The following is a 19,656-nucleotide window of genomic DNA, read 5'->3' as shown; positions in this document are numbered from 1 at the left end:
ACACCGAAGCTGCGGATGTGCACTTAGTGCACGTGGTAGGGGAGCGTTCTGTAGGCTGATGAAGGTGCATTGAGAAGTGTGCTGGAGGTATCAGAAGTGCGAATGCTGACATGAGTAACGATAAAGAGGGTGAAAAACCCTCTCGCCGGAAGTCCCAGGTTTCCTGCACGACGTTAATCGGAGCAGGGTGAGTCGGCCCCTAAGGCGAGGCTGAAGAGCGTAGTCGATGGGAACCAGGTTAATATTCCTGGACTTTTTATAAGTGGTGAAGTGGGGACGAAGAAGGCTAGGTGAGCCGGGCGTTGGTTGTCCCGGTACTGGCATGTAGGCGGAGAGACTTGGCAAATCCGGTTTCTCGTTAACGCTGAGGTGCCGAGTGGTCCTGACCCTTCGGGGTGCAGGGAAGTCATTGATGCCAAGCTTCCAGGAAAAGCTGCTAGCCATAACTTATAGAGAACCGTACCGCAAACCGACACAGGTGGACAAGTAGAGAATACTAAGGCGCTTGAGAGAACTCGGGTGAAGGAACTAGGCAAAATGGTACCGTAACTTCGGGAGAAGGTACGCCCTTGCTGGTTAGTTTCCATGCGAAATGAAGCTGGTGAGGGCCGCAGAGACCAGGTGGCTGCGACTGTTTATTAAAAACACAGCACTCTGCCAATTCGAAAGAAGACGTATAGGGTGTGACGCCTGCCCGGTGCCGGAAGGTTAATTGATGGGGTTATCTTCGGAGAAGCTCTTGATCGAAGCCCCGGTAAACGGCGGCCGTAACTATAACGGTCCTAAGGTAGCGAAATTCCTTGTCGGGTAAGTTCCGACCTGCACGAATGGCGTAACGATGGCCACGCTGTCTCCACCCGAGACTCAGTGAAATTGAAATCGCTGTGAAGATGCAGTGTACCCGCGGCTAGACGGAAAGACCCCGTGAACCTTTACTACAGCTTTGCACTGGACTTTGATGATGACTGTGTAGGATAGGTGGGAGGCTATGAAGTGCGGACGCCAGTTCGCATGGAGCCGACCTTGAAATACCACCCTGTCATTATTGAGGTTCTAACTTGGACCAGTAATCCTGGTTGAGGACAGTGTATGGTGGGTAGTTTGACTGGGGCGGTCTCCTCCCAAAGAGTAACGGAGGAGCACAAAGGTACCCTCGGTACGGTCGGACATCGTACCAAGAGTGTAAAGGCAAAAGGGTGCTTGACTGCGAGAGTGACGGCTCGAGCAGGTACGAAAGTAGGTCTTAGTGATCCGGTGGTTCTGTATGGAAGGGCCATCGCTCAACGGATAAAAGGTACTCCGGGGATAACAGGCTGATACCGCCCAAGAGTTCATATCGACGGCGGTGTTTGGCACCTCGATGTCGGCTCATCACATCCTGGGGCTGAAGCAGGTCCCAAGGGTATGGCTGTTCGCCATTTAAAGTGGTACGCGAGCTGGGTTTAGAACGTCGTGAGACAGTTCGGTCCCTATCTGCCGTGGGCGTAGGAAAATTGAGAGGAGCTGCTCCTAGTACGAGAGGACCGGAGTGGACGAACCTCTGGTGTACCGGTTGTGACGCCAGTTGCATTGCCGGGTAGCTAAGTTCGGACGGGATAACCGCTGAAAGCATCTAAGCGGGAAGCCTCCCTCAAGATGAGTTTTCCCATGAAGCCCGTTGAAGACTACGACGTTGATAGGCGAGGTGTGGAAGCGCAGTAATGTGTGAAGCTAACTCGTACTAATTGGCTGATTGTCTTGACCATATAACCTGAATGGCTTTTATGTGGCAAGTCAAAGACAAGGCTTGGCAAGCTTGTGTTGCCCTAATATTTATCTTTACCAGCCTGATGAATGAATATCCCCTAACATGGGTATTTGCTCAGCAGGACAACGTTTTTCCTGGCGACCATAGCGGTTTGGAACCACCTGACTCCATCTCGAACTCAGAAGTGAAACAGACCAGCGCCGATGATAGTGTGAGGCTTCCTCATGTGAAAGTAGGTCATCGCCAGGGCTTTATTCCTAAAGCGGCTATTAAGCCGCTTTTTTTTTACCCATTTTTCTCGCCTGGCATGCTGATTTTGCACTCTCATTCGCATTCATTTCATCAAAAAGCCTCGTGGTTTTGTACTCCACGTTGAGGTGCTTACATTCACTAAGCCAACAACCAGCCCGGATTATTTTTACGATTCTTAGCCACTTAAAAAACCGATAGGACAAGGCTTTAACAATGGCATTAAAAATTCTTAGACATTGCTCATCTTCTAGCAAATGTTTTAAAGAAAAACCATTACTGATAAAAGGTAATTGGCAGCTAGATAAAAATAATTAAAATTAGTATTTTTCACATTCGTTTTGCACCATCAAAAATAAACGTAAACGAGTTAAATCAAAATTTTATGTTGTTATTACACTCGTATCTTTTTTTTAGATGCAGTAAAATTAATTACCATTACAGGATGTAGAGCAGTATGCTAATAAGTCAGATTCACGAATTTATCAGCGCCTTGCTAAACATAGAACGGCAACTAGGAGTGGTCGACAAAGAAATATTAGCTTCATTTCAAAAAAAATACCCCTTACCATCAACCATAACTCCCGAACATGACGGTTTAAACAGCACTTGCAGCAGAGCATTAAATGAAGATGAACTAAACTGGCTGCAGGAATGCTTTGCATTCCGGTGGAGAGCGATCGCTGATACTCCTCAAGACTATACATTTGACCCGCAAGGCCAAAATGTTTTGTGGATAAATTTGGCTAAAGCTTTGGCGCTATCTCTTAAAAAACATTATTTGGAGTTGTTAATCCCTCCACTTGCCAAAAACAAGTCAGAACCCGATGGTTTTTCTCGTTTAGATGAAGAGATTGATCCTCGTGATATTTATTTATCGAATGATGGCAGTTGGCGTCGAATAAAAAGCTTGTATGAAAAATTTCAGCAACCTTCTGCAATTTTCCAGACGTATGATCAGAAAAAAATTAATCCTCGTGCTCTAACTTTAAAAGAAATGTTTCGTATTCGTGCGAAGCGAGGTGAGGAATTAATAAAGCAAATTGAAGACGAAACTTACGCCAACTTCTGGGATTATCTAATTCGAAGAATAGCACCAACCTGGCAAAAAAAAGGAAAATGTCCGGATCATATTCTTCCCTCTTTATTAGAACTTATTGAAATATATTTCAACGTCATAAATCAGGAAAGCAATAAACCTGAGTTTAATAAAAAATTAGCAGCATTAATTTCTGAATTAGAGACTTGTTCTGTTGAGGACATTAACCATTTTTATGGAATTGAGATCTATGGTGATCAGCGGAACTATTATCTCGTTGATATTTTGTTAGATTGCCTAGCAGGAACAGAGGATTTGGAAGAAAAGCTGGCAAATATTGCCAGGTGGCTTTGCCGTTATGACCCAACTTTGGTAAGTAAATGTAAAAATCTGACCCGAGTTTATGAAAATCAAAGAGTAGGCAAATATTTTGATGCAGGGCACTTACGCGAACTGATTTTAAAATTGGATCAAACCACTGAGCTGGTCAAACCAGGGATTCAGCAGATTTTAAGACTTCTTGAACATGAGAAACAAATTACAGCTGAGGTTATTCTTAAGATAAAGGCAGTTTATGAACTGCGTTGGCGACAAATCATTGATACGCCAAGTGACTATCTGCGCAAGCAAGCCGAGAATAATCGAGGCTGGATCCGATTAGCTCAATATTTGGCGGGGGCTGGCTATATTGAGGAAAATTATTATCAATTACTCATTCCAACTATCAAGTTCCATATTGACCCGGTAACCAAGGAAAAAATTACAAATTATCCTTTATCGCATTTTATTCTATCGGAGGATGGAGAAGAGTTAATTTATATTCCTAACTGTATCGCTAACCATCAAGCAAATGGCACCTTTTACTGTTTTACAGCTAGTAGGCCAAGAATGTTAACGGCAAAAGAATTGGAGCGGTTAAAATACGTTGAGCATCAATTCTATGCTTATTATTTGCAGGTTTTGGCAGATGAAAAAATCGATTTGCCTGTTAGTCGGCGTACCATCATGGCAGTTAGGGATTTGGTAAATGCAACATTAAACCCCAAAGCTCTTCGACTGGGTTATTCCATCTCCGAAAGTCAGGAAAAAGCAGCTCTTCTTGCTTATGGGAAGTTCAGTGAATTTTTAAGCCAATTGCCTTCTGATGAATACGCACGCTTATATGCTCATTCTGTAATCTGGCGTCATGAAAAGATGACAGTTGGTGAGCTGTTGGAGGAAGTTCAATCTCCCTATGAGCAGTTGTCTGAAGCATTAGCTATGCAACCGAAATTGGCTGCTGAAACAGCAATAACCCCTAACAAAATTAAAAAACCCATCAAAGAGAGAGAGTGCGCCGCTTTAGTTGCACAAAAGTTAGCAAAATTGGTTATGGATTATGATCCAGACGTGGAATTTAATTTAACAATACGTTCAGAATCCATATCTGCTCTTGCAGAAATGCGTTTGTGTTCGGCAAAGCGGGTATTTCGAGATTGGGATCATATCGATGACAAGGAAGCCACAAGGCGTGTGTCGATCATTATGGTTTCTTTGATGACTCATAGCTTTAGCTATTTATGGTTTACCGGTGTGCAGCTTGAAATTGCCGGATACAGCAACACCACCACTGAAACTGGCAAGGAGCTGTTTAAAACAGTGGAACTGGCGCTAGAGCTTGGTGATTTTAGTAAAATAAGATTCATTTACACTTATCTAATAAGGAAAATAGTTCAACGGGCTATGAATCAAACGGACTTTAAAACCATATGCACCCGTTATGAAGACACTTTAAAATGGCTACAATCCATCGAGGAAGAAACGATGTTTAAGCCAGAGAATTGCACTTGTTTTGAACCTAAGCAAATATTTGTAACTCTTGTACCTTTTCTTAATCAAGTCAGAACGCGCAGCATCCTTGATAATTTTCTTCAAAAGCTAATACATTGTTTAAGTCAGCCGCAAAACGAATACATCAAGTGGATTCAGGTTAACATTGAATTTAATCGGCTACTCAATAAAGCCGCATTCTCTTTTAAACAAAGAGAAGAAGTATTAAGTCAGTTGCGACAAGGGCCACAGGTTAGCGAAAAAGACTTTTTACAGCAACTTAGCGTTTATTTAGTCCACAAATTGTCGATCATTAATTTGCAAATGGGACATAAATCGCAAGGCTTATTTGGGGTTGACCCGGGACAATACAATCAACAAATTAAAGAAGTTAAGAAGTCCCTGCAAGAGCATCTTCCAACTTCAGAGTCGATAGCCACGCAGGGTGAAAAAAATACCCTAAATGAAATTTTCAAAGGTTTAAAGCAAAGTATGCAGCATACGAAAAGCGGAGCTTCTCATGCCGTAATTGATTATCTGGATACATTAGAAAATTGGATTTTAGCAAAAGACGAGTCATGCGATGTGGCCGTACAACCTGTGGTGTCCTAGGGTTTGGTTGGAGCAAATTGTGAAATTAATTTAATGAAATTATTATAGCGCCTCTGAGAGATGGAATTATCCCTTAAAGCGGCTGTGATGGCGCATCCTGGATTGTCCTTGTGATCACAATTGCGAAATTTGCATTGACCTATGAGTTGGCGAAATTCGCGATAGCCTTGAGCTATTTCCTGAGACGCCATATGCCATAGACCTAACTCTCTAACGCCGGGCGAATCAATGAGTGCTCCGCCCGTGGGTATGTGATAAAAGCGAGAATTACTCGTGGTATGACATCCCAGCTCTGAACTCTCAGAGATGGTGCCTGTTTGGATTCCTTGTTCATGAGGAAGAACTGACGCAATCAGTGAAGATTTTCCTACGCCTGATTGCCCCACGAAAACACTGACCTCATGGTTTAAAGCATTTATCAATGGTTTTGAAGTCTCCGGAAAATTAGCACTGCTCATTAAAACGGGGTAACCCAGTGGAAAATAGCAATCAAGGAGCTCTTTTTTTAACGGATCGCAAGGAATATCAATTTTGTTCAGAACAATGGATGCTTTCAAATTTAGGTTTTCGGCCATAACAAGATAACTGTCCAGCAATAACCAGGATAATTCCGGCTTTGGTGCCACAACGATTAAAATTTGGCTAATGTTTGCTGCGGCAGGCTTGAATAAACCACGTTTATCATGACGGCCTAAAGTTGATTTGCGAGGGAAGCGGCTAACAACGACCCCTTGGCCAACAGCGGCAGCCTGCCAAATCACCTTATCGCCAGCGACTAAAGAATCGATGTTGGGGCGGACTGAGCAATGGATGCGGTTGCCGGCTTCATCTTCAATTTCGGCGTGTCGACCGAAACGACTAAGCACCAAGCCAATAAATGAAGACGAGTCGTCATCTATCGAGTGACGGTACTCTTCTTGAATTTTATTGATGCGCGCTGTCTGCTGTTTGTTAACCCGCCTTTTACTCATTATTAAAAAATAGTCTATAATCGCCAATTCAATAATTGGCCAAATGAATTTCTTTTGATAATTTTATCATATATCTTAGCTTTCTTAGCTTATTGCTTAGGTAAATCTCAGCCTTATATCAAAAAAGGAAGAATTAAGTATTATTTTTGTAGAATGCAAGCATGGGGTAGGCAAATCCAGCAATGAAAATTTATTTAGTAGGCGGAGCTGTACGCGATAAGTTATTGGGCTACCCCGTTCAGGAGCGCGACTGGGTAGTAGTTGGTGCAACAGCCGAAGAACTGCAAGCCTTAGGTTATCAACAAGTGGGCCGTGATTTTCCCGTTTTCCTTCATCCAAAAACTAAAGAGGAATATGCTCTTGCCAGGACAGAACGAAAGTCTGGTAGTGGGTATTACGGTTTTCAATGTGACTTTAGACCAAATGTAAGTTTGAAAGAAGACCTGTTGCGTCGGGATTTAACCATTAATGCGATGGCGATGGATGAAGAAGGAAAAATCATTGATCCCTATCAGGGGCAAAAAGATTTGAAGGAAAAAATTTTAAGGCATGTGTCTCCTGCTTTTATGGAAGATCCAGTGCGAGTACTTCGACTGGCTCGTTTTGCCGCACGCTATTATCACCTGGGTTTTAAAGTCGCTGATGAAACACGGGCTTTAATGTATGCGATGGTAAAACGTGGTGAATTGGCTCACCTCATCGCCGAGCGCGTGTGGCAGGAATGGTATCGTAGTTTGCAAGAGAGAAACCCAGAAATATTTATTACAACCTTAAGAAGTTGTGGCGCCCTTAAGATTGTTTTTCCAGAAATCGATGCACTGTTTGGAGTGCCCAATCCCGCAAAACATCACGCTGAAATCGACAGTGGTGTCCATAGTCTGATGGTACTTAAAGTTGCAGCTCGTTTATCTGAAGATCCAATAGTGCGTTTTGCGGCTCTAGTGCATGACTTAGGGAAGGCGGCAACTCCTGTGAGTGAATGGCCAAGCCAAATTCAACACGAAATGCGGGGAATACCCATCATTAAAGCCCTCTGTGAACGCTTGCGCATTCCCGCTGACTATCGCAAATTTGCGGAAATGGCTTCGCGTTTTCACTTGAATATTCACCGTTTATTTGAACTGAAAGCAAGTACTAAAATTAAAATACTCGAAAAAGCAGATGCTTTTAGACGCCCCAATTTATTCGAAAAATTGCTTGTGGTTTGTGAAGCTGATGCGAAAGGGCGAGGATTTAAGGAAAAGGACTACAAACAAGCAGAGGCTTGGCGCCGCTTATTAACGGAATGTCTCAAAATCTCGGTGCAAGAAATCATTGCTCAAGGTTATAAGGGTGAGGCCATTAAACAGGTCCTTCACCAGCAAAGGGTTTATTGTGCGGAACAATTTGGAAATAATGAATGAAACATAATGATAATTTAATTTGGATTGATCTTGAAATGACTGGTCTGGACCCGGAAAGAGATCATATCATTGAGATTGCAACCATAGTCACCGATGCCCATCTTAATGTGTTGGCTGAAGGTCCAGTCTTGGCCATTCACCAGGATGATGCCTTGTTGAACGCCATGGATGACTGGAACACGAGGCAACACAATCTGTCAGGCTTAGTCAAGAGGGTGCAGGAATCAACCATAGATGAGGCGGAAGCAGAACGCCAGACTATTAATTTCCTAAAACAATACGTTGATAAAGCCAAATCTCCAATGTGTGGCAATAGTATTTGTCAGGACCGACGATTCTTATACAAATATATGCCGGAATTAGCCGCATTTTTTCATTATCGTAATCTTGATGTCAGTACTTTGAAAGAGTTAGTAAAACGTTGGCGGCCCAAATTATGCAGTGGCCTTACAAAAGAATCCAAGCATTTGGCGCTGGATGACATCAAAGACTCCATTGCAGAACTGATATACTATCGAGAACATTTTATCAAATTAGCGGATTCATGATTATGATTGAACGAGAACTTTTGGTTTTACCCAACGGTGCGGATAAATTATTGTTGCATTCTTGCTGCGCCCCTTGCTCTGGCGAAGTGATGGAGGCTTTGTTGTTTTCAAACATTAATTTCTCCATTTTTTTTTACAACCCCAATATACATCCCGTGCAAGAATATGAGATTCGTAAGCAGGAGAATATTGCTTTTGCTAAAAAACACGATATTCCTTTTATTGATGCGGATTACGATAAAGATAACTGGTTTGCACGCGTAAAGGGCCTGGAGTGGGAGCCTGAGCGTGGAAAGCGCTGCACAGCCTGTTTTGACATGCGCTTTGAAAGAACAGCCCTGTACGCGCATGAGCATGGCTTTCCTGTGATTAGCAGTTCTCTTGGCATCTCACGCTGGAAAGATATGAATCAAATCAATGAGGCTGGTATACGGGCAGCAAGCCGTTATCCTGCTATCGAGTACTGGACTTATAATTGGCGAAAGAACGGTGGTTCCGAGAGGATGTATCAAATTGCCAAGAGGGAAAATTTTTATAAACAGGAATATTGTGGATGCGTGTATTCTTTAAGAGATACCAATCAATGGCGTAAACAAAATGAACGAGAGCGTATCAAAATTGGTATCAATTATTATGCCGAAGAAAATCCTTCCAATGATGTCAAGGATTCAGGTCTTTCGGAGGAAAGGTCATGATTTTTGGCCTTGGAGAGAACGAACATTCAGGGCATTCTCACGATCATTCCCATACCCATGCGCATGGACCAACGGAATTCAATCGAGCTTTTCTGATAGCTATTATCGCCAATGGTTTATTTGTCGTCTGTCAGGTTATTTTTGCCTATTTGGCTAATTCCACAAGCTTACTGGCAGATGCTATGCATAACTTCGGTGATGTTTTAAGCCTCATATTAGCCTGGATTGCCAATAACTTATTAAAGCGTATTCCAACCAGCCGCAAAACCTATGGGATGAAAAAAACATCGATCCTGGCGGCTATGACGAATGGCCTCCTACTGGTATTCACTTGCGGCATCATTGCCACTGAGGCGACTTACAAGCTATTTTCACCCACTGAAATACATGCTTTTTCAGTCATCATTGTGGCCAGCATCGGTATCGTTGTGAACGGATTGACCGCTGCATTATTTTTACGCGGCTCTGATGATTTAAACATTCGCGGCGCTTTTTTGCACTTGCTTTATGACGCGCTCATATCTTTTGGTGTAGTCATTTCAGCCGTTATTCTATATTTTACAAATTGGCTGTGGATTGACCCAATCGTTGGCCTTTTAATAGCGGTAATAATCGTAAAGGCCACTTGGTCGCTATTTGCAGACAGTTTTTATTTACTGATAGATGCTGTTCCGAGAAATATTTCCTGGAGTGCTGTGAGGGAGGAGTTTCTTGCATTTCCTGGGGTAAAGGAGGTTCATGATCTGCACATTTGGGCTTTAAGTACGAAAGAAAATGCCCTTTCTGTACATCTATTTATGCCAGATTCTCCTTTGGCAGATGAAGATAGGGTTTCAATGGTTAACAGGTTGCGGGAGAAGCACAAAATTCATCATGCAACCATCCAGGTCGAGCGTGATTTAAAATTCTGTGAGGATGCTTGCAAGCCTATTCTGCGTTAGTGAATAGGCTTGCACAACAGCATTAGAGCAAAGGAGTGTTATCACTTGCCAACTCGAATGCTTCAACTGCTGAAGTAGTCAATAGATAACTGTTGTTCAGCAAGGCACGATAAAATTCCCGTGTACTTTCTTTTTGCCCTCGTCTTGGCTGGTCCAAAGCCTCTTTCGCTTTAGTTTGAAGGCTTCGATACAATTGAAAGAGATCTTCAGCATTGGGGTCTTCTAGTTGTTCGAATCCCTCAACTAGATTAGCTATTTCTGCGACCCGATGAGGTACTTTTAAGGTCTTGCCCTCCAAAACCAGGTTTACACCACCCTTTAAAAATCCAATCCCGGCCACTTCCCAGTGATTATTCAGGATAAGCGATTTTATGGTTGTAATGGCATTTAAATGAGCAACCTCTTTTTGCTCTTGTAGTTCAGAGTAGATTTCTGCTATCAATTCCGTATCTGGCGTTGTATCTTGCAGTTTCTCATTAAAATATTGCTGAAGCATCTCAGGCTGTTTACTAAATTGCTGTAATTTTCCTGGAAGGAAAAATTGCTTTTGATATTGAGAGGGATTTGAGCTATCTATAGGCGCCAATGAGTCAATGACCAGCCGGCCAAAAACTTTAATAAAAATATTACTGGCTAAATGATTGATATAGCTTAAATCAGCTCGACTCTTGGCAAATCGTTGTGCTATATCCTGGATAATGGCAAGTATATTTTTGAACGCTTCTGAAAACTCATAGTTTTGAGGTAAAACTTCTGAGTTGTGTTCAAGTATATAAGCGAAAGTTTCTGTTTTTTCTTTGGATTCATTTCTACGGAGCAATTCGCATAGAACATCTGCCAAAAAATCAGAAGAGCCTTTGCGAATGAATTCACTGCCATTTTTGCGAAAACACAGATCAGCCAATTTAATTATAATTCTCTGGTAATTGTCGCTTGCCAAAATTTCAATGGCCAGTTCCTGTCTTGTTTCCTTGTCAAGTTTACCCAATTCTTCGTAGAACTGTTCATCAAGGAAGTTTTCTAATAAAAATGCAGTCTTATCTTTACACTCCTTGAATTGATTAATAGTTGTCATGAGCGTTCCATAAAATTCAAAGTGCTCATAGTTTAAACTAAAATGCTTAAATTAATCTTAGTGAATTTTTCCTGATCTTCGTTTTATAATTTCGATTGTTGATTCAGCATAAGCCATAAACCTTGCCTGTAAGCTTCACATGCGCCACTTTGATCGCCTAATTTATCAAGCAATCTGCCGAGTTCAGCATAAGCTTCGGAACTGGGTTTTAAGCTAATGCTCTTTTCAAAGTAACCTTTGGCCTTACCCCAAAGATTATCGTTCATACTTAAACGGCCCAGGCAAAGGTAAAGCTCAGATGACTCTGGCTGTTTTTTTACAAGAGATTCTGCAAATGCAAGAGGTTTGTCATTTATTTTTAATCGCCCGTAAATTGCAATCAATTGATTGTTGAATTCCTTCTTCAAAGCTTGCCGCAGGATTGGTTCGGCTTTATCGTCCTTGTTTTGCTGCAGTAGAAATCCACAATAAATGACCATGAGCTCTGGGTCATAAGTTAGTTCTTTAGGCAAATTGTCAACCAATTTCAACATGGCCTGAGTATTGTTCGAACGTTTAAGCTCGAGTAAAGCTTCCTTGTAGGCTTCATGACGAAGTTTTTCAAAACCAGCGGCGGAAAGAACATGATATTTCTTTAATTCTGGTAGTAAGGCAATCAGCTGCGGCCAATCCTTTACTTCCCGGTAAAGATGCATCAATAATTTTAAAACATAGGGATGGTGCGGGGCTAAATCCTGCAAATGCCTCAACGTAGCCAGAGCCTGCTCCCATTGCTTATTGGCCAGTTGCAATTGGGCCTGAGTTAATTCGACCGCTATTTTAGCATCTGGCATGGATTGCTGAGCTTCACGCAGGTAGTCATCACGCAATTTGCTGTCTCCCATTTCCTGGGCAGCTCGTGCTGCCGTGAGGTAATTTAAGAGCGGAGAATCGGAATCGGGTAAGGCTTTAATCAAATTATTTTTAGCCTGCGCCCAATAGCCCTCACTGAATTCAATCAAACCCCTTTGTGTTTTAGCTTGAGCTTTTTGCGCTCGACGTCTGGCCTGCCACCTGCGAAAGGCCGATGGACTTTTGCTAATGCCTGCCAAAATAAGCAATAAGCAGTGTAATAGAAAAAAAACGAGAGCTAAGATGAGAATGGCAAACCATAAAGTGGTTTCCAAAGTCCAGTGATTTAAAGCCAGGAGAACATAGCCTGGATCATGGTTGAGTTGCACGCCAAGCCATACAGAGCCAAGCAGGACAAGAACAATGAGTAGTATTCGTATCATTGTAATGGTTCTCCTTCCTTGGTCTGAGGATTTGCAAAGGATGAGGCTTTATCTTCTATATATTGGTTTAGCAAGGGCAGTGCTTTATCCAGTTTGGCTTTAGAAACAAACAATTGCTTTTGTTTTAAATGCTGCAGTTGCTGCAGCAACGCTTGGGTAGCTGCTGCTTGCTCGTCAAAACCTCGCTTGATGTTTTTTATCGCTTGCTCGAGAGCAAATTGATAGATTTCATTATTATTCTGCAACACGGCCCATTGTGCTTCTTCCAAATACAAGCGAATGCTTTCCTGAAGCAGCGAAAGTTGGATAGGAGATAGCAAAGGCTGGATGTTCTCGTCATGCCGTCTGATCACAATCAATTGTTCGAGGGAGTTTAGGCTTTCTCGCAATTGTTCTCGCCAAGCCGATGAAGAGTTCTTTGTTTGATTAGCCTTCATTGGCTGATTTAAAGGTTGTTTTAAAGGCAAATTTGCTAAACTGTCCTCGGCAGCATCTAATTGGCTCAATAAACCAGTAACATCTACTCTAGGCAAAGCTTTTAATTGAGCAACTTCTTGTGCAATGGCTTGCCTTATGGTGAAAAGCGGTTGATCATTCAAATTACTTAATAAAGTATCAGCCCCCTGCAACATGGCAATGCTTACCTGATGGTCACCACTCCAGTGGCTGTTTATTTGTGCCAATTCCAAGTAGTATCGTGCCTTTAGCAATAGCCAGTCTTCTTTTTGGTTGGACGCTTGCCTGAGAGCTGTTTGAGCATTGTCCTGCACCATTTTCAAGCGATTTTCCAGTTGGCTAAAGCTTTGTTTTAATTCCTGCAACTGGTTAAGAGTGTCGCTGCTACCCTGTTGCTGACGCTTTAAATTATCCAGTTCGGTGTTCACATGAGCTAGTTCTTGCTGGGTACTTGTTTTTTGCTCATGAATAAGTTTCAGGGCATAAAATGCAAACCCCAAGGCAAGCAGTAGCAAGGCTATAGCAATGACGGAAAAGGGACTTATTGTGTAGCTTGGCGGAGTTGTTTTGCCCTTTCTTTGCGGAGGAACCGAATTGCTGTTAAAAGTGGTATCTGGCTCGGCTGGCGAAGTTTTTTTCTTTAATTTTGCTTCATTGCTGTTTGCCATGAATTAATCCTTGGTTAAATTGATGCAATGTTTCCAAAATGGCTTCTGGTTTACTGATTATAATTCTCTGCATACCTAATGAAGAGGCTGCCTTTGCCAATCGTTGGCTAAGTACGATACAAGGAGTATTGCATAACCAGCTGTGTGCCGATGGGCCAAACATTTGAAAAATGTTGTACATGGCCTGTTCACTGGTAAACAGTATAATATCGACTGCCTTATCTTGCCATAAAGTTTGCAGATATTGGCTGTCATATCCGGGCATAACCCGTTTGTACACATCCAGGCTAATTAACTCGGCCCTGCGGTTAACGAGTGTTTCTGCGATGAGCGTGCGCCCACCTTCTCCCTTGACCAACAAAATTTTTTTCTCTTTCACTTGTTGCAACAGTTCTATGGCCAATAGGGATTCGCTGTTGCACTCCTTAGGGATATTAGAGGACCTAAGGTTATAATGCAAAAGGGCATTGGCCGTGGCATGGCCGACTGCGACAATCGCAATGGACGAAGGCCATGGAATGTTCTGCGAGCGGAGGGATTTAAAAAAATAATGGACTGCGTTAGAACTTACGAAAATAGCGATTTCCAGGGAATTAAGATCGGGTGTTTGGAACGAGAGCTCCTGAATTGCCAACGCAGGGCAATCAAGGGCAACACCACCTTCCGCCTCAATTGCTTTTTTTAAATCTTTAGCTTGTGCTTTGGGTCTGGTATTAAGAATGCGTAAATTGTTTAATGTCTTAGTCATTGTAATTCAGAAGCAATGTGCCCGCACCCTTAGCCAAAAGCGCATGCGTGCAGTCGTCAGCCATCTGCATGGCTTGTGAATAGGAACCTTGTCGTTGATCTGCAATGACTGTTTTACCGTCGGCGCTTAAAACGCGGGCGCGAAGAAGTAAGTGATCATTATTTTGAGGTTGACAATACACAGCAAGAGGGACGTTGCAATTTCCCCCCAATAGCGCATTGACATGGCGTTCAGCGTGCACGCAAAGCGCAGACAAGGGATCATTAAGAGGGGCCAGTAAGTCCTTGAGCGTTTCATCTTCGTTTCGACACTCAATACCCAGTGCTCCTTGGCCGCAGGCAGGCAGCATAATTTCTTCATCGATGATTTCAGTAATCAGCGACCCCTGTCCTAAGCGCTCAAGACCTGCTACAGCCAGAATAATGGCGTCGTATTCTCCTGTTCGAAGTTTTTCTAGTCGGGTATTCACATTGCCCCTTAAAGGCTTAACATTTAGATCTGGACGCAGGGCTAATAATTGCGATTGTCTTCTTAAACTCGTGGTTCCTATCACTGAACCTTTTGGCAAATCCTCAAGAGCTTGCTTTGTTCTGCTGATCAAAGCATCCAGGGGTTTGTGCCGGTGGCTAATGACGGACAAGCCTAAACCATCTGGAAAGGTGGTTGGTACATCTTTCATTGAATGAACAGCAATGTCAGCTCGTTTATCGAGCAGTGCTTCTTCAAGTTCTTTAACAAATAATCCCTTGCCGCCGGCTGCTTGTAACTTGTCCTTCAGAAATTTATCACCGGAAGTGACCATAGGGACTAATTCAACTCTTAGCTCTGGATGCAGTTGTTTTAGTTGATCTGCAATAAAATGAGCTTGCCAGAGCGCTAAGGGACTCTGTCTTGTGGCTATTTTTATGAGTTCCATAAATCGAGTTGTTTTATTTGAATAATGTTTGCCAAATCATAACATTAATTGGGATGAGAGGTTAGCTCTGATGCATTATCTTTATCTCGTTCGAATAGGTAGTTTTACCCATAGCGGCTTATGTGCGAAAAGCAATAAAATACATCAATGAGCAAATTTTTACCTATTAGATTAATATGCCGGCATTAAAAATTTCACCGCACCTAAAAGACTCCATCAATTTTATTGTGTTTCGTGCAGAAGTTGAAGATATTCAGCACAATCTTCAACTGCAATTAGCTAACAAAAGAGACGACAAGCTGTACGCAGTAAGATATTTCGACTTTCGAATTCGAGAAATTCAAGGAGCAATAACGCATCTCGACTTGCTAGTGGCCAAAAGGCAAAGGCAAGCTGAAGAGCGAAGAAAGAGCAAAGACCCCTTGGTGCAATTCCAAAATTCACTGGATGCCTTGGCAGAAGCGCAGGGACGGCAGTTAAATAAGCTTGCTCGTCAGCTCTCTGCACAAGGAGAGCCCATTTATCGCAGTGGGGACGAAATCTTTGCTGAGCAAGTTCATGATGAAAAGACAAAATTAAAGGGTATGCTTTTACGCTATCAAGTAGCTCGCCAAGGAGTCGAACTTTCACCTGAGGAGCAAAGGGTTCTGTATACAACGATTGATGAGCTGTACCGTGAGCAGGTCAATAATCGCAGCTGGTATCAACATGGTCTTTTTGTAGTTTTAATCAGTATCCTGTTATTGCCTCTTGCCCCGCTCTTTAGGTATCTCTGGAAAGCTGAACGAGAAAAAGAAATGATTCAACCAAGCATAAAATCTATTTTAAAACCAGAGGAACGTGAACAAATCAAGCTCAAGCGGCGGATGTTTAAGGAAACTGCAAACCAATATGGAGTGCATTTTCATGAAAAAGAAACCAAAACCAGTTTGGCCTCTGATTCAATCCCCCGTTATGCAACAAAGCAGCAAAATGCCCGTTATCAATTTTTCTCTACGATTCAGTTTGCCTCCGAGCCCACTATTGATTGGGTAAAGCAAAGCAAAAATGAAGACAGGGAATACCGTTTATTAGTGGGTTTGAAATAACATTGTCCCAAAACCTTTAAGACCAGTGCATGGCAATGGCTGCTGTGTCTATTTGCTGGTATTTACGGTTTTGCTTATGCAAGATATTGCATGTTTTTGGGTATAGCAGTGTTTTAGTGAAAGCCAAATCCGGATTTTAATCGTTGCAATGAATACTTGGCCTTTTCAATATCCTCATCTTGTAAGGCCAATTCTAATTCTTCAATGTTAATCTTTACTGCGGCAATATTGACCCTCATTAAACCTCTTAAGAGGAAACCTATCGCGACAAAAACAAGCATTGTAAAATAAGGATGGTTAAACACCAATTGTTCAAATGATCCCATACGGTCCTCATGCCAATTTTTAGTAGTCAACAAATTATTGTTGAGCATTTAAGCGTCAGTTCTCTAACAGTATAGAATATTGCTGCTCTTTCTGCCCTAGGTGCTGCCAAGTTGCTCTTTTTTAAACAAGTTTAATAAAAGATAATATTTCTCTCTTGATTTTGGAGAATAAGATGAAATATAAAACAACTGCGGAAATAAGAAATGAAGCATTAATTCTAACGGATGGAAAACTCGAAGAACTTGGCGATTTCATTTTCAGTTACCAAGCCTTATTGTTGCTCATTGAACTGCATAATTACAAAAGAACTTTGACTTTCATGTCAGGCATTAGGCCACTTTCTGGATTGTCGCTACCAGATTGTTTTCAGCCCGGAGGTGACCCCTAAAATAATTCCTTCTCTTGAGAAGGCCTATCCAAATTTAATGATTAAAGAGGTTGTGGTACTTGAGGCTCGTATAGCCTCCTTTAAACCATTTTAAGCCGTAGTTTTGAACCTGGAAATTCAGGGGAATACTTTAAATTGAGAGCCCCAATGCCAGTAATTTTTTTTATGGGATTGAGGGGCGATTCAACAAGGATGTTTCCAATGAACAATTTAAAAAAAATTGCAAATTACTTAAATAATTCCATGCAGCGCAGTCTGTCCCATGCTGCCCATCAATTGGTGGCGGTCGGGGCCATTGCATTCTTGGGCTTCCCCTTATTTTATTGGATTTGGACAGAATGCTTCCCACAGCCATACGAAACTCTGTCTTTGCGCTTAATTGGCAGCCTATTGGGTTTAGGTTTGATGTTGACCCCGTATTGGCCACTTTCAGCGAAACGTTATTTGCCTGGTTATTGGTTTTTAACCATTTTGTACACGCTCTCCTTTTTCTTTGCTTTCTCTTTTTTGATGAATCAGGCAAGTGTTATTTCGGCTATGTCTTTGTTGTGCAGCGTATTTTTATTGGTCTTACTGGTGGACTTGCCAAGCCTTATTGTTTTACTTCTGTTGGGATGGGGGTTGGCACTTATAAGTTACTACATGATTGCCCCACACTATTATTTTGGCGAAGAACATTTGGAATTGGCTTTGGTGTTACTGTTTGTGATTGTCGCCGGTTCAACTGTGAATTACAAAACGGCGATGCTCCAACAACAGCGTTTGGCTGGAATGGCTGCGGCTGCTGGTATGATTGCACACGAACTACGTACGCCATTATTGGGCATTAAAAGCGGGGCTCGGGCAATGGCCCTTTATTCGCCACAATTGTTTCGGGCCTATGATTTAGCAAAGGAACATGGATTATTAAAATCGGCTATACGAGATAATCGTTTACAACAACTTAAAGAAATCAGTGACCGCATTATTTCCGAAATTGATTACGCCAATACCATCATTGACATGTTATTGATAAAAGCCGCGCGGGAAAATTCATTGCAAAATTGTATTCTGGAAACTTGCTCCATAGCGGAATGTTTGGAAGAGGCAATGGCACGATATCCTTTCAAGTCCCAACAGGAACGATCTTTGGTGGAATGGGAAGGAGACTTTAACTTTATCGGCTCAAAGCTGCTGATGCAGCATGTTCTGTTTAATCTGTTAAAAAATGCATTATACGTGATTGCTACTGCTCAAAAAGGCCAGATTAAAATCTGGACCAAAGGGGGGGATAAATTTAATAGCCTTTACTTTAGGGATTCGGCAAAAGGGATGTCTTATCAGCAATTATCTAAGTTGTTCAACCATTTTTACAGTACGACTTTTATGGGAACGGGAATCGGCTTGTCTTTCTGCAAATTGGTTATGAACCGTTTCGGAGGCGATATTCGTTGTGAAGCAGAGGAAGGTCTTTACACTCAATTTACCCTGATGTTTCCGGTGACTAGCACCATTTAAGAAGACAGTCTGGTCTTTATAAATTAATTTTGGAAAAAAAATGAGTCATGTTATTTTATTAGCAGTTTTGTACATTTAACTTAATGGATTCACTCAGACACGGTCTGGTGTCTGTTTTGATTTAGGAGTGCTCAGGAGGAGCTATGAACCATTTTTCCATACCCACTTGTTATTTTCCGAGTACGGCTTTGTTTGTGGATGATAGCCGGGATTTTCTACTTAATTTCGTGTTGCAATTGGATGAAGGATTATCATTTAGAGTATTCGATGTTCCCTTTGAAGCGCTAGACTATATCCATCAAAAACGTTGTGAATTGGATATGCTCAGCCAGCGCTGTCTCAGTGAATACACTGAGACAAAAAATTGCCCTTTAACCAATCACACTGTAAATTTGGATTTAGCGGCCATTCATGCGGAAATTTATAATCCTCGACGATTTTCTGAAATCTCGGTTGTTGTTGTGGACTATGCAATGCCCAGTATGGATGGCATTGAGTTTTGTCGGCGTATAGGCAACAAAAATATAAAAAAAATCCTTCTGACTGGCCAGGCTGATGAAAAATTAGCGATTGAAGCCTTTAATGAGGGACTTATTCATCGTTATATTCAAAAAAGTGATCCGAATGTGGCTGAATTGATCACAAAAAGCATCTCAGATCTTCAGTTGCAGTATTTTCAATCCATGTCGGAAATGATCGTTCGTATGTTATCGGTCAGTTCACCCAGTTGCCTTCATGATAGGAAATTTGCTGAATTTTTTTGGAAATTGCGCCAAGAAAAAGGAATTGTCGAGTATTACTTGGCTGATAATTCAGGCAGCTTTTTATTATTGGATGAAGATGCCAATGCCCATTTTCTTATTGTCAAAAATGAGGCGGATATGCGCTTGCATTATGATTTGGCTTTAGATAATGGGGCTAGTGAAGAAGTACTGGATCAATTAGCGAGCGGTGAAAAAATTCCCTGCGTATGGCAAGCTCATAGTCAATCGAAAGACTGGGGAGATTGGTCAAGCCATTTAATTCCTGCAAAACGCCTGATTTCTGCGGAAACTTATTTTTATGCCTATGCCAAGGGTCCAGTTTTATTTGATATTCACACAAATAAAATTCTTTCCTACCATCATCACTTGGAAGAATTGGATGCACAAGAGTTGCTTTTGGAAGCTTAAGCGATCTAGCAATTTTGGCCAAGCTTCTTCTTG

Annotated in this window: 16 protein-coding genes and 2 rRNA genes (1 of these 18 running past the window's edge); 11 read left to right on the top strand and 7 right to left on the bottom strand. The window is 42.0% G+C overall.

Translation table 11 applies throughout. The features are described 5' to 3' along the window. The 3 genes from EL203_RS11780 to EL203_RS11770 form a co-directional block, all read left to right on the top strand. Positions 1-1,745: ribosomal RNA gene (locus EL203_RS11780) — 23S ribosomal RNA — on the top strand (it extends 1,153 nt beyond the left edge of the window). A gap of 135 nt (positions 1,746-1,880) precedes the next feature. Further along, a 5S ribosomal RNA gene (rrf, locus tag EL203_RS11775) occupies positions 1,881-1,996 on the top strand. 457 nt (positions 1,997-2,453) lie between these two features. Continuing rightward, positions 2,454-5,456: a hypothetical protein gene (locus tag EL203_RS11770; protein ID WP_058471320.1), complete on the top strand. Its 3,003-nt coding sequence runs from the start codon at positions 2,454-2,456 to the stop codon at positions 5,454-5,456. On the opposite strand, the gene rsgA is transcribed toward EL203_RS11770, so the two are convergent. After that, positions 5,453-6,427 carry a small ribosomal subunit biogenesis GTPase RsgA gene (gene rsgA / locus EL203_RS11765; protein WP_058471319.1) on the bottom strand — a complete coding sequence of 325 codons (975 nt, stop codon included), beginning with the start codon at positions 6,425-6,427 and terminating at the stop codon, positions 5,453-5,455. The genes EL203_RS11770 and rsgA overlap by 4 nt on opposite strands. A gap of 182 nt (positions 6,428-6,609) precedes the next feature. Between rsgA and EL203_RS11760 the strand changes: the two genes are divergently transcribed. From EL203_RS11760 to EL203_RS11745, 4 genes are read left to right on the top strand one after another with little or no spacing between them, the layout of a single operon-like run. Continuing rightward, positions 6,610-7,830, top strand: coding sequence for a multifunctional CCA addition/repair protein (locus EL203_RS11760; protein WP_058471318.1), 1,221 nt, complete (start codon positions 6,610-6,612; stop codon positions 7,828-7,830). Next, entirely contained in the window at positions 7,827-8,378 is a 552-nt protein-coding gene (gene orn, locus EL203_RS11755) for an oligoribonuclease (RefSeq protein WP_058471317.1), read from the top strand. Before EL203_RS11760 ends, orn begins: the two co-directional genes overlap by 4 nt. A 2-nt stretch (positions 8,379-8,380) precedes the next feature. Further along, a complete protein-coding gene (locus EL203_RS11750; protein ID WP_058472223.1) occupies positions 8,381-9,073 on the top strand; it encodes an epoxyqueuosine reductase QueH in 693 nt (230 codons plus the stop codon). After that, the gene (locus EL203_RS11745; protein ID WP_058471316.1) at positions 9,070-10,014 is read left to right on the top strand and encodes a cation diffusion facilitator family transporter; all 945 of its coding nucleotides are present in this window, start codon (positions 9,070-9,072) and stop codon (positions 10,012-10,014) included. Before EL203_RS11750 ends, EL203_RS11745 begins: the two co-directional genes overlap by 4 nt. A gap of 22 nt (positions 10,015-10,036) precedes the next feature. Here the strand turns inward: EL203_RS11745 and EL203_RS11740 are convergent, their stop codons facing one another. The 5 genes from EL203_RS11740 to hemC all read right to left on the bottom strand — a co-directional run bounded on the left by EL203_RS11740 (position 10,037) and on the right by hemC (position 15,151). After that, positions 10,037-11,089, bottom strand: coding sequence for a hypothetical protein (locus EL203_RS11740; protein ID WP_058471315.1), 1,053 nt, complete (start codon positions 11,087-11,089; stop codon positions 10,037-10,039). Between the two features lie 83 nt (positions 11,090-11,172). After that, positions 11,173-12,363 (bottom strand): heme biosynthesis HemY N-terminal domain-containing protein, encoded by a 1,191-nt coding sequence (locus tag EL203_RS11735; protein ID WP_058471314.1) that lies wholly within the window; start codon positions 12,361-12,363, stop codon positions 11,173-11,175. Beyond that, positions 12,360-13,487: a uroporphyrinogen-III C-methyltransferase gene (locus tag EL203_RS11730; protein ID WP_058471313.1), complete on the bottom strand. Its 1,128-nt coding sequence runs from the start codon at positions 13,485-13,487 to the stop codon at positions 12,360-12,362. The genes EL203_RS11735 and EL203_RS11730 overlap by 4 nt, the downstream gene beginning before the upstream one ends. Then, positions 13,471-14,235, bottom strand: a complete 765-nt coding sequence (locus tag EL203_RS11725) for a uroporphyrinogen-III synthase (RefSeq protein ID WP_058471312.1) — start codon at positions 14,233-14,235, stop codon at positions 13,471-13,473. The genes EL203_RS11730 and EL203_RS11725 overlap by 17 nt, the downstream gene beginning before the upstream one ends. Beyond that, on the bottom strand, positions 14,228-15,151 hold the full coding sequence (gene hemC, locus EL203_RS11720) for a hydroxymethylbilane synthase (protein ID WP_058471311.1): 924 nt from the start codon (positions 15,149-15,151) through the stop codon (positions 14,228-14,230). Before hemC ends, EL203_RS11725 begins: the two co-directional genes overlap by 8 nt. A gap of 176 nt (positions 15,152-15,327) precedes the next feature. On the opposite strand from hemC, the gene EL203_RS11715 reads away from it, so the two are divergent. After that, the gene (locus EL203_RS11715) at positions 15,328-16,239 is read left to right on the top strand and encodes a hypothetical protein (protein ID WP_058471310.1); all 912 of its coding nucleotides are present in this window, start codon (positions 15,328-15,330) and stop codon (positions 16,237-16,239) included. A 113-nt stretch (positions 16,240-16,352) separates the two neighbouring features. On the opposite strand, the gene EL203_RS11710 is transcribed toward EL203_RS11715, so the two are convergent. Then, a complete protein-coding gene (locus EL203_RS11710; RefSeq protein ID WP_058471309.1) occupies positions 16,353-16,565 on the bottom strand; it encodes a hypothetical protein in 213 nt (70 codons plus the stop codon). Positions 16,566-16,738: 173 nt separating this feature from the next. Here EL203_RS11710 and EL203_RS11705 point away from each other — a divergent pair, with 173 nt between their 5' ends. The 3 genes from EL203_RS11705 to EL203_RS11695 all read left to right on the top strand — a co-directional run bounded on the left by EL203_RS11705 (position 16,739) and on the right by EL203_RS11695 (position 19,623). After that, positions 16,739-16,954 (top strand): hypothetical protein, encoded by a 216-nt coding sequence (locus tag EL203_RS11705; protein WP_058471308.1) that lies wholly within the window; start codon positions 16,739-16,741, stop codon positions 16,952-16,954. Positions 16,955-17,155: 201 nt separating this feature from the next. Continuing rightward, positions 17,156-18,451, top strand: coding sequence for a sensor histidine kinase (locus EL203_RS11700; RefSeq protein WP_058471307.1), 1,296 nt, complete (start codon positions 17,156-17,158; stop codon positions 18,449-18,451). A 143-nt stretch (positions 18,452-18,594) separates the two neighbouring features. After that, positions 18,595-19,623 carry a response regulator gene (locus EL203_RS11695; RefSeq protein WP_058471306.1) on the top strand — a complete coding sequence of 343 codons (1,029 nt, stop codon included), beginning with the start codon at positions 18,595-18,597 and terminating at the stop codon, positions 19,621-19,623. Positions 19,624-19,656: the final 33 nt, after the last annotated feature.

This window comes from Legionella jordanis, assembly GCF_900637635.1.
In the GTDB taxonomy this organism is placed as follows: domain Bacteria; phylum Pseudomonadota; class Gammaproteobacteria; order Legionellales; family Legionellaceae; genus Tatlockia; species Tatlockia jordanis.
Note: the sequence above shows the minus strand (reverse complement) of the source record. Positions and strands in the feature narration are given on the sequence as shown.

What these genes read in the sequence shown, in the direction of transcription:
- EL203_RS11770 (WP_058471320.1), top strand. Translation starts at nt 2,454, where the DNA reads ATGCTAATAAGTCAGATTCACGAATTTATCAGCGCCTTGCTAAACATA.
- rsgA (WP_058471319.1), bottom strand. Translation starts at nt 6,427, where the DNA reads ATGAGTAAAAGGCGGGTTAACAAACAGCAGACAGCGCGCATCAATAAA.
- EL203_RS11760 (WP_058471318.1), top strand. Translation starts at nt 6,610, where the DNA reads ATGAAAATTTATTTAGTAGGCGGAGCTGTACGCGATAAGTTATTGGGC.
- orn (WP_058471317.1), top strand. Translation starts at nt 7,827, where the DNA reads ATGAAACATAATGATAATTTAATTTGGATTGATCTTGAAATGACTGGT.
- EL203_RS11750 (WP_058472223.1), top strand. Translation starts at nt 8,381, where the DNA reads ATGATTGAACGAGAACTTTTGGTTTTACCCAACGGTGCGGATAAATTA.
- EL203_RS11745 (WP_058471316.1), top strand. Translation starts at nt 9,070, where the DNA reads ATGATTTTTGGCCTTGGAGAGAACGAACATTCAGGGCATTCTCACGAT.
- EL203_RS11740 (WP_058471315.1), bottom strand. Translation starts at nt 11,089, where the DNA reads ATGACAACTATTAATCAATTCAAGGAGTGTAAAGATAAGACTGCATTT.
- EL203_RS11735 (WP_058471314.1), bottom strand. Translation starts at nt 12,363, where the DNA reads ATGATACGAATACTACTCATTGTTCTTGTCCTGCTTGGCTCTGTATGG.
- EL203_RS11730 (WP_058471313.1), bottom strand. Translation starts at nt 13,487, where the DNA reads ATGGCAAACAGCAATGAAGCAAAATTAAAGAAAAAAACTTCGCCAGCC.
- EL203_RS11725 (WP_058471312.1), bottom strand. Translation starts at nt 14,235, where the DNA reads ATGACTAAGACATTAAACAATTTACGCATTCTTAATACCAGACCCAAA.
- hemC (WP_058471311.1), bottom strand. Translation starts at nt 15,151, where the DNA reads ATGGAACTCATAAAAATAGCCACAAGACAGAGTCCCTTAGCGCTCTGG.
- EL203_RS11715 (WP_058471310.1), top strand. Translation starts at nt 15,328, where the DNA reads ATGCCGGCATTAAAAATTTCACCGCACCTAAAAGACTCCATCAATTTT.
- EL203_RS11710 (WP_058471309.1), bottom strand. Translation starts at nt 16,565, where the DNA reads ATGGGATCATTTGAACAATTGGTGTTTAACCATCCTTATTTTACAATG.
- EL203_RS11705 (WP_058471308.1), top strand. Translation starts at nt 16,739, where the DNA reads ATGAAATATAAAACAACTGCGGAAATAAGAAATGAAGCATTAATTCTA.
- EL203_RS11700 (WP_058471307.1), top strand. Translation starts at nt 17,156, where the DNA reads ATGAACAATTTAAAAAAAATTGCAAATTACTTAAATAATTCCATGCAG.
- EL203_RS11695 (WP_058471306.1), top strand. Translation starts at nt 18,595, where the DNA reads ATGAACCATTTTTCCATACCCACTTGTTATTTTCCGAGTACGGCTTTG.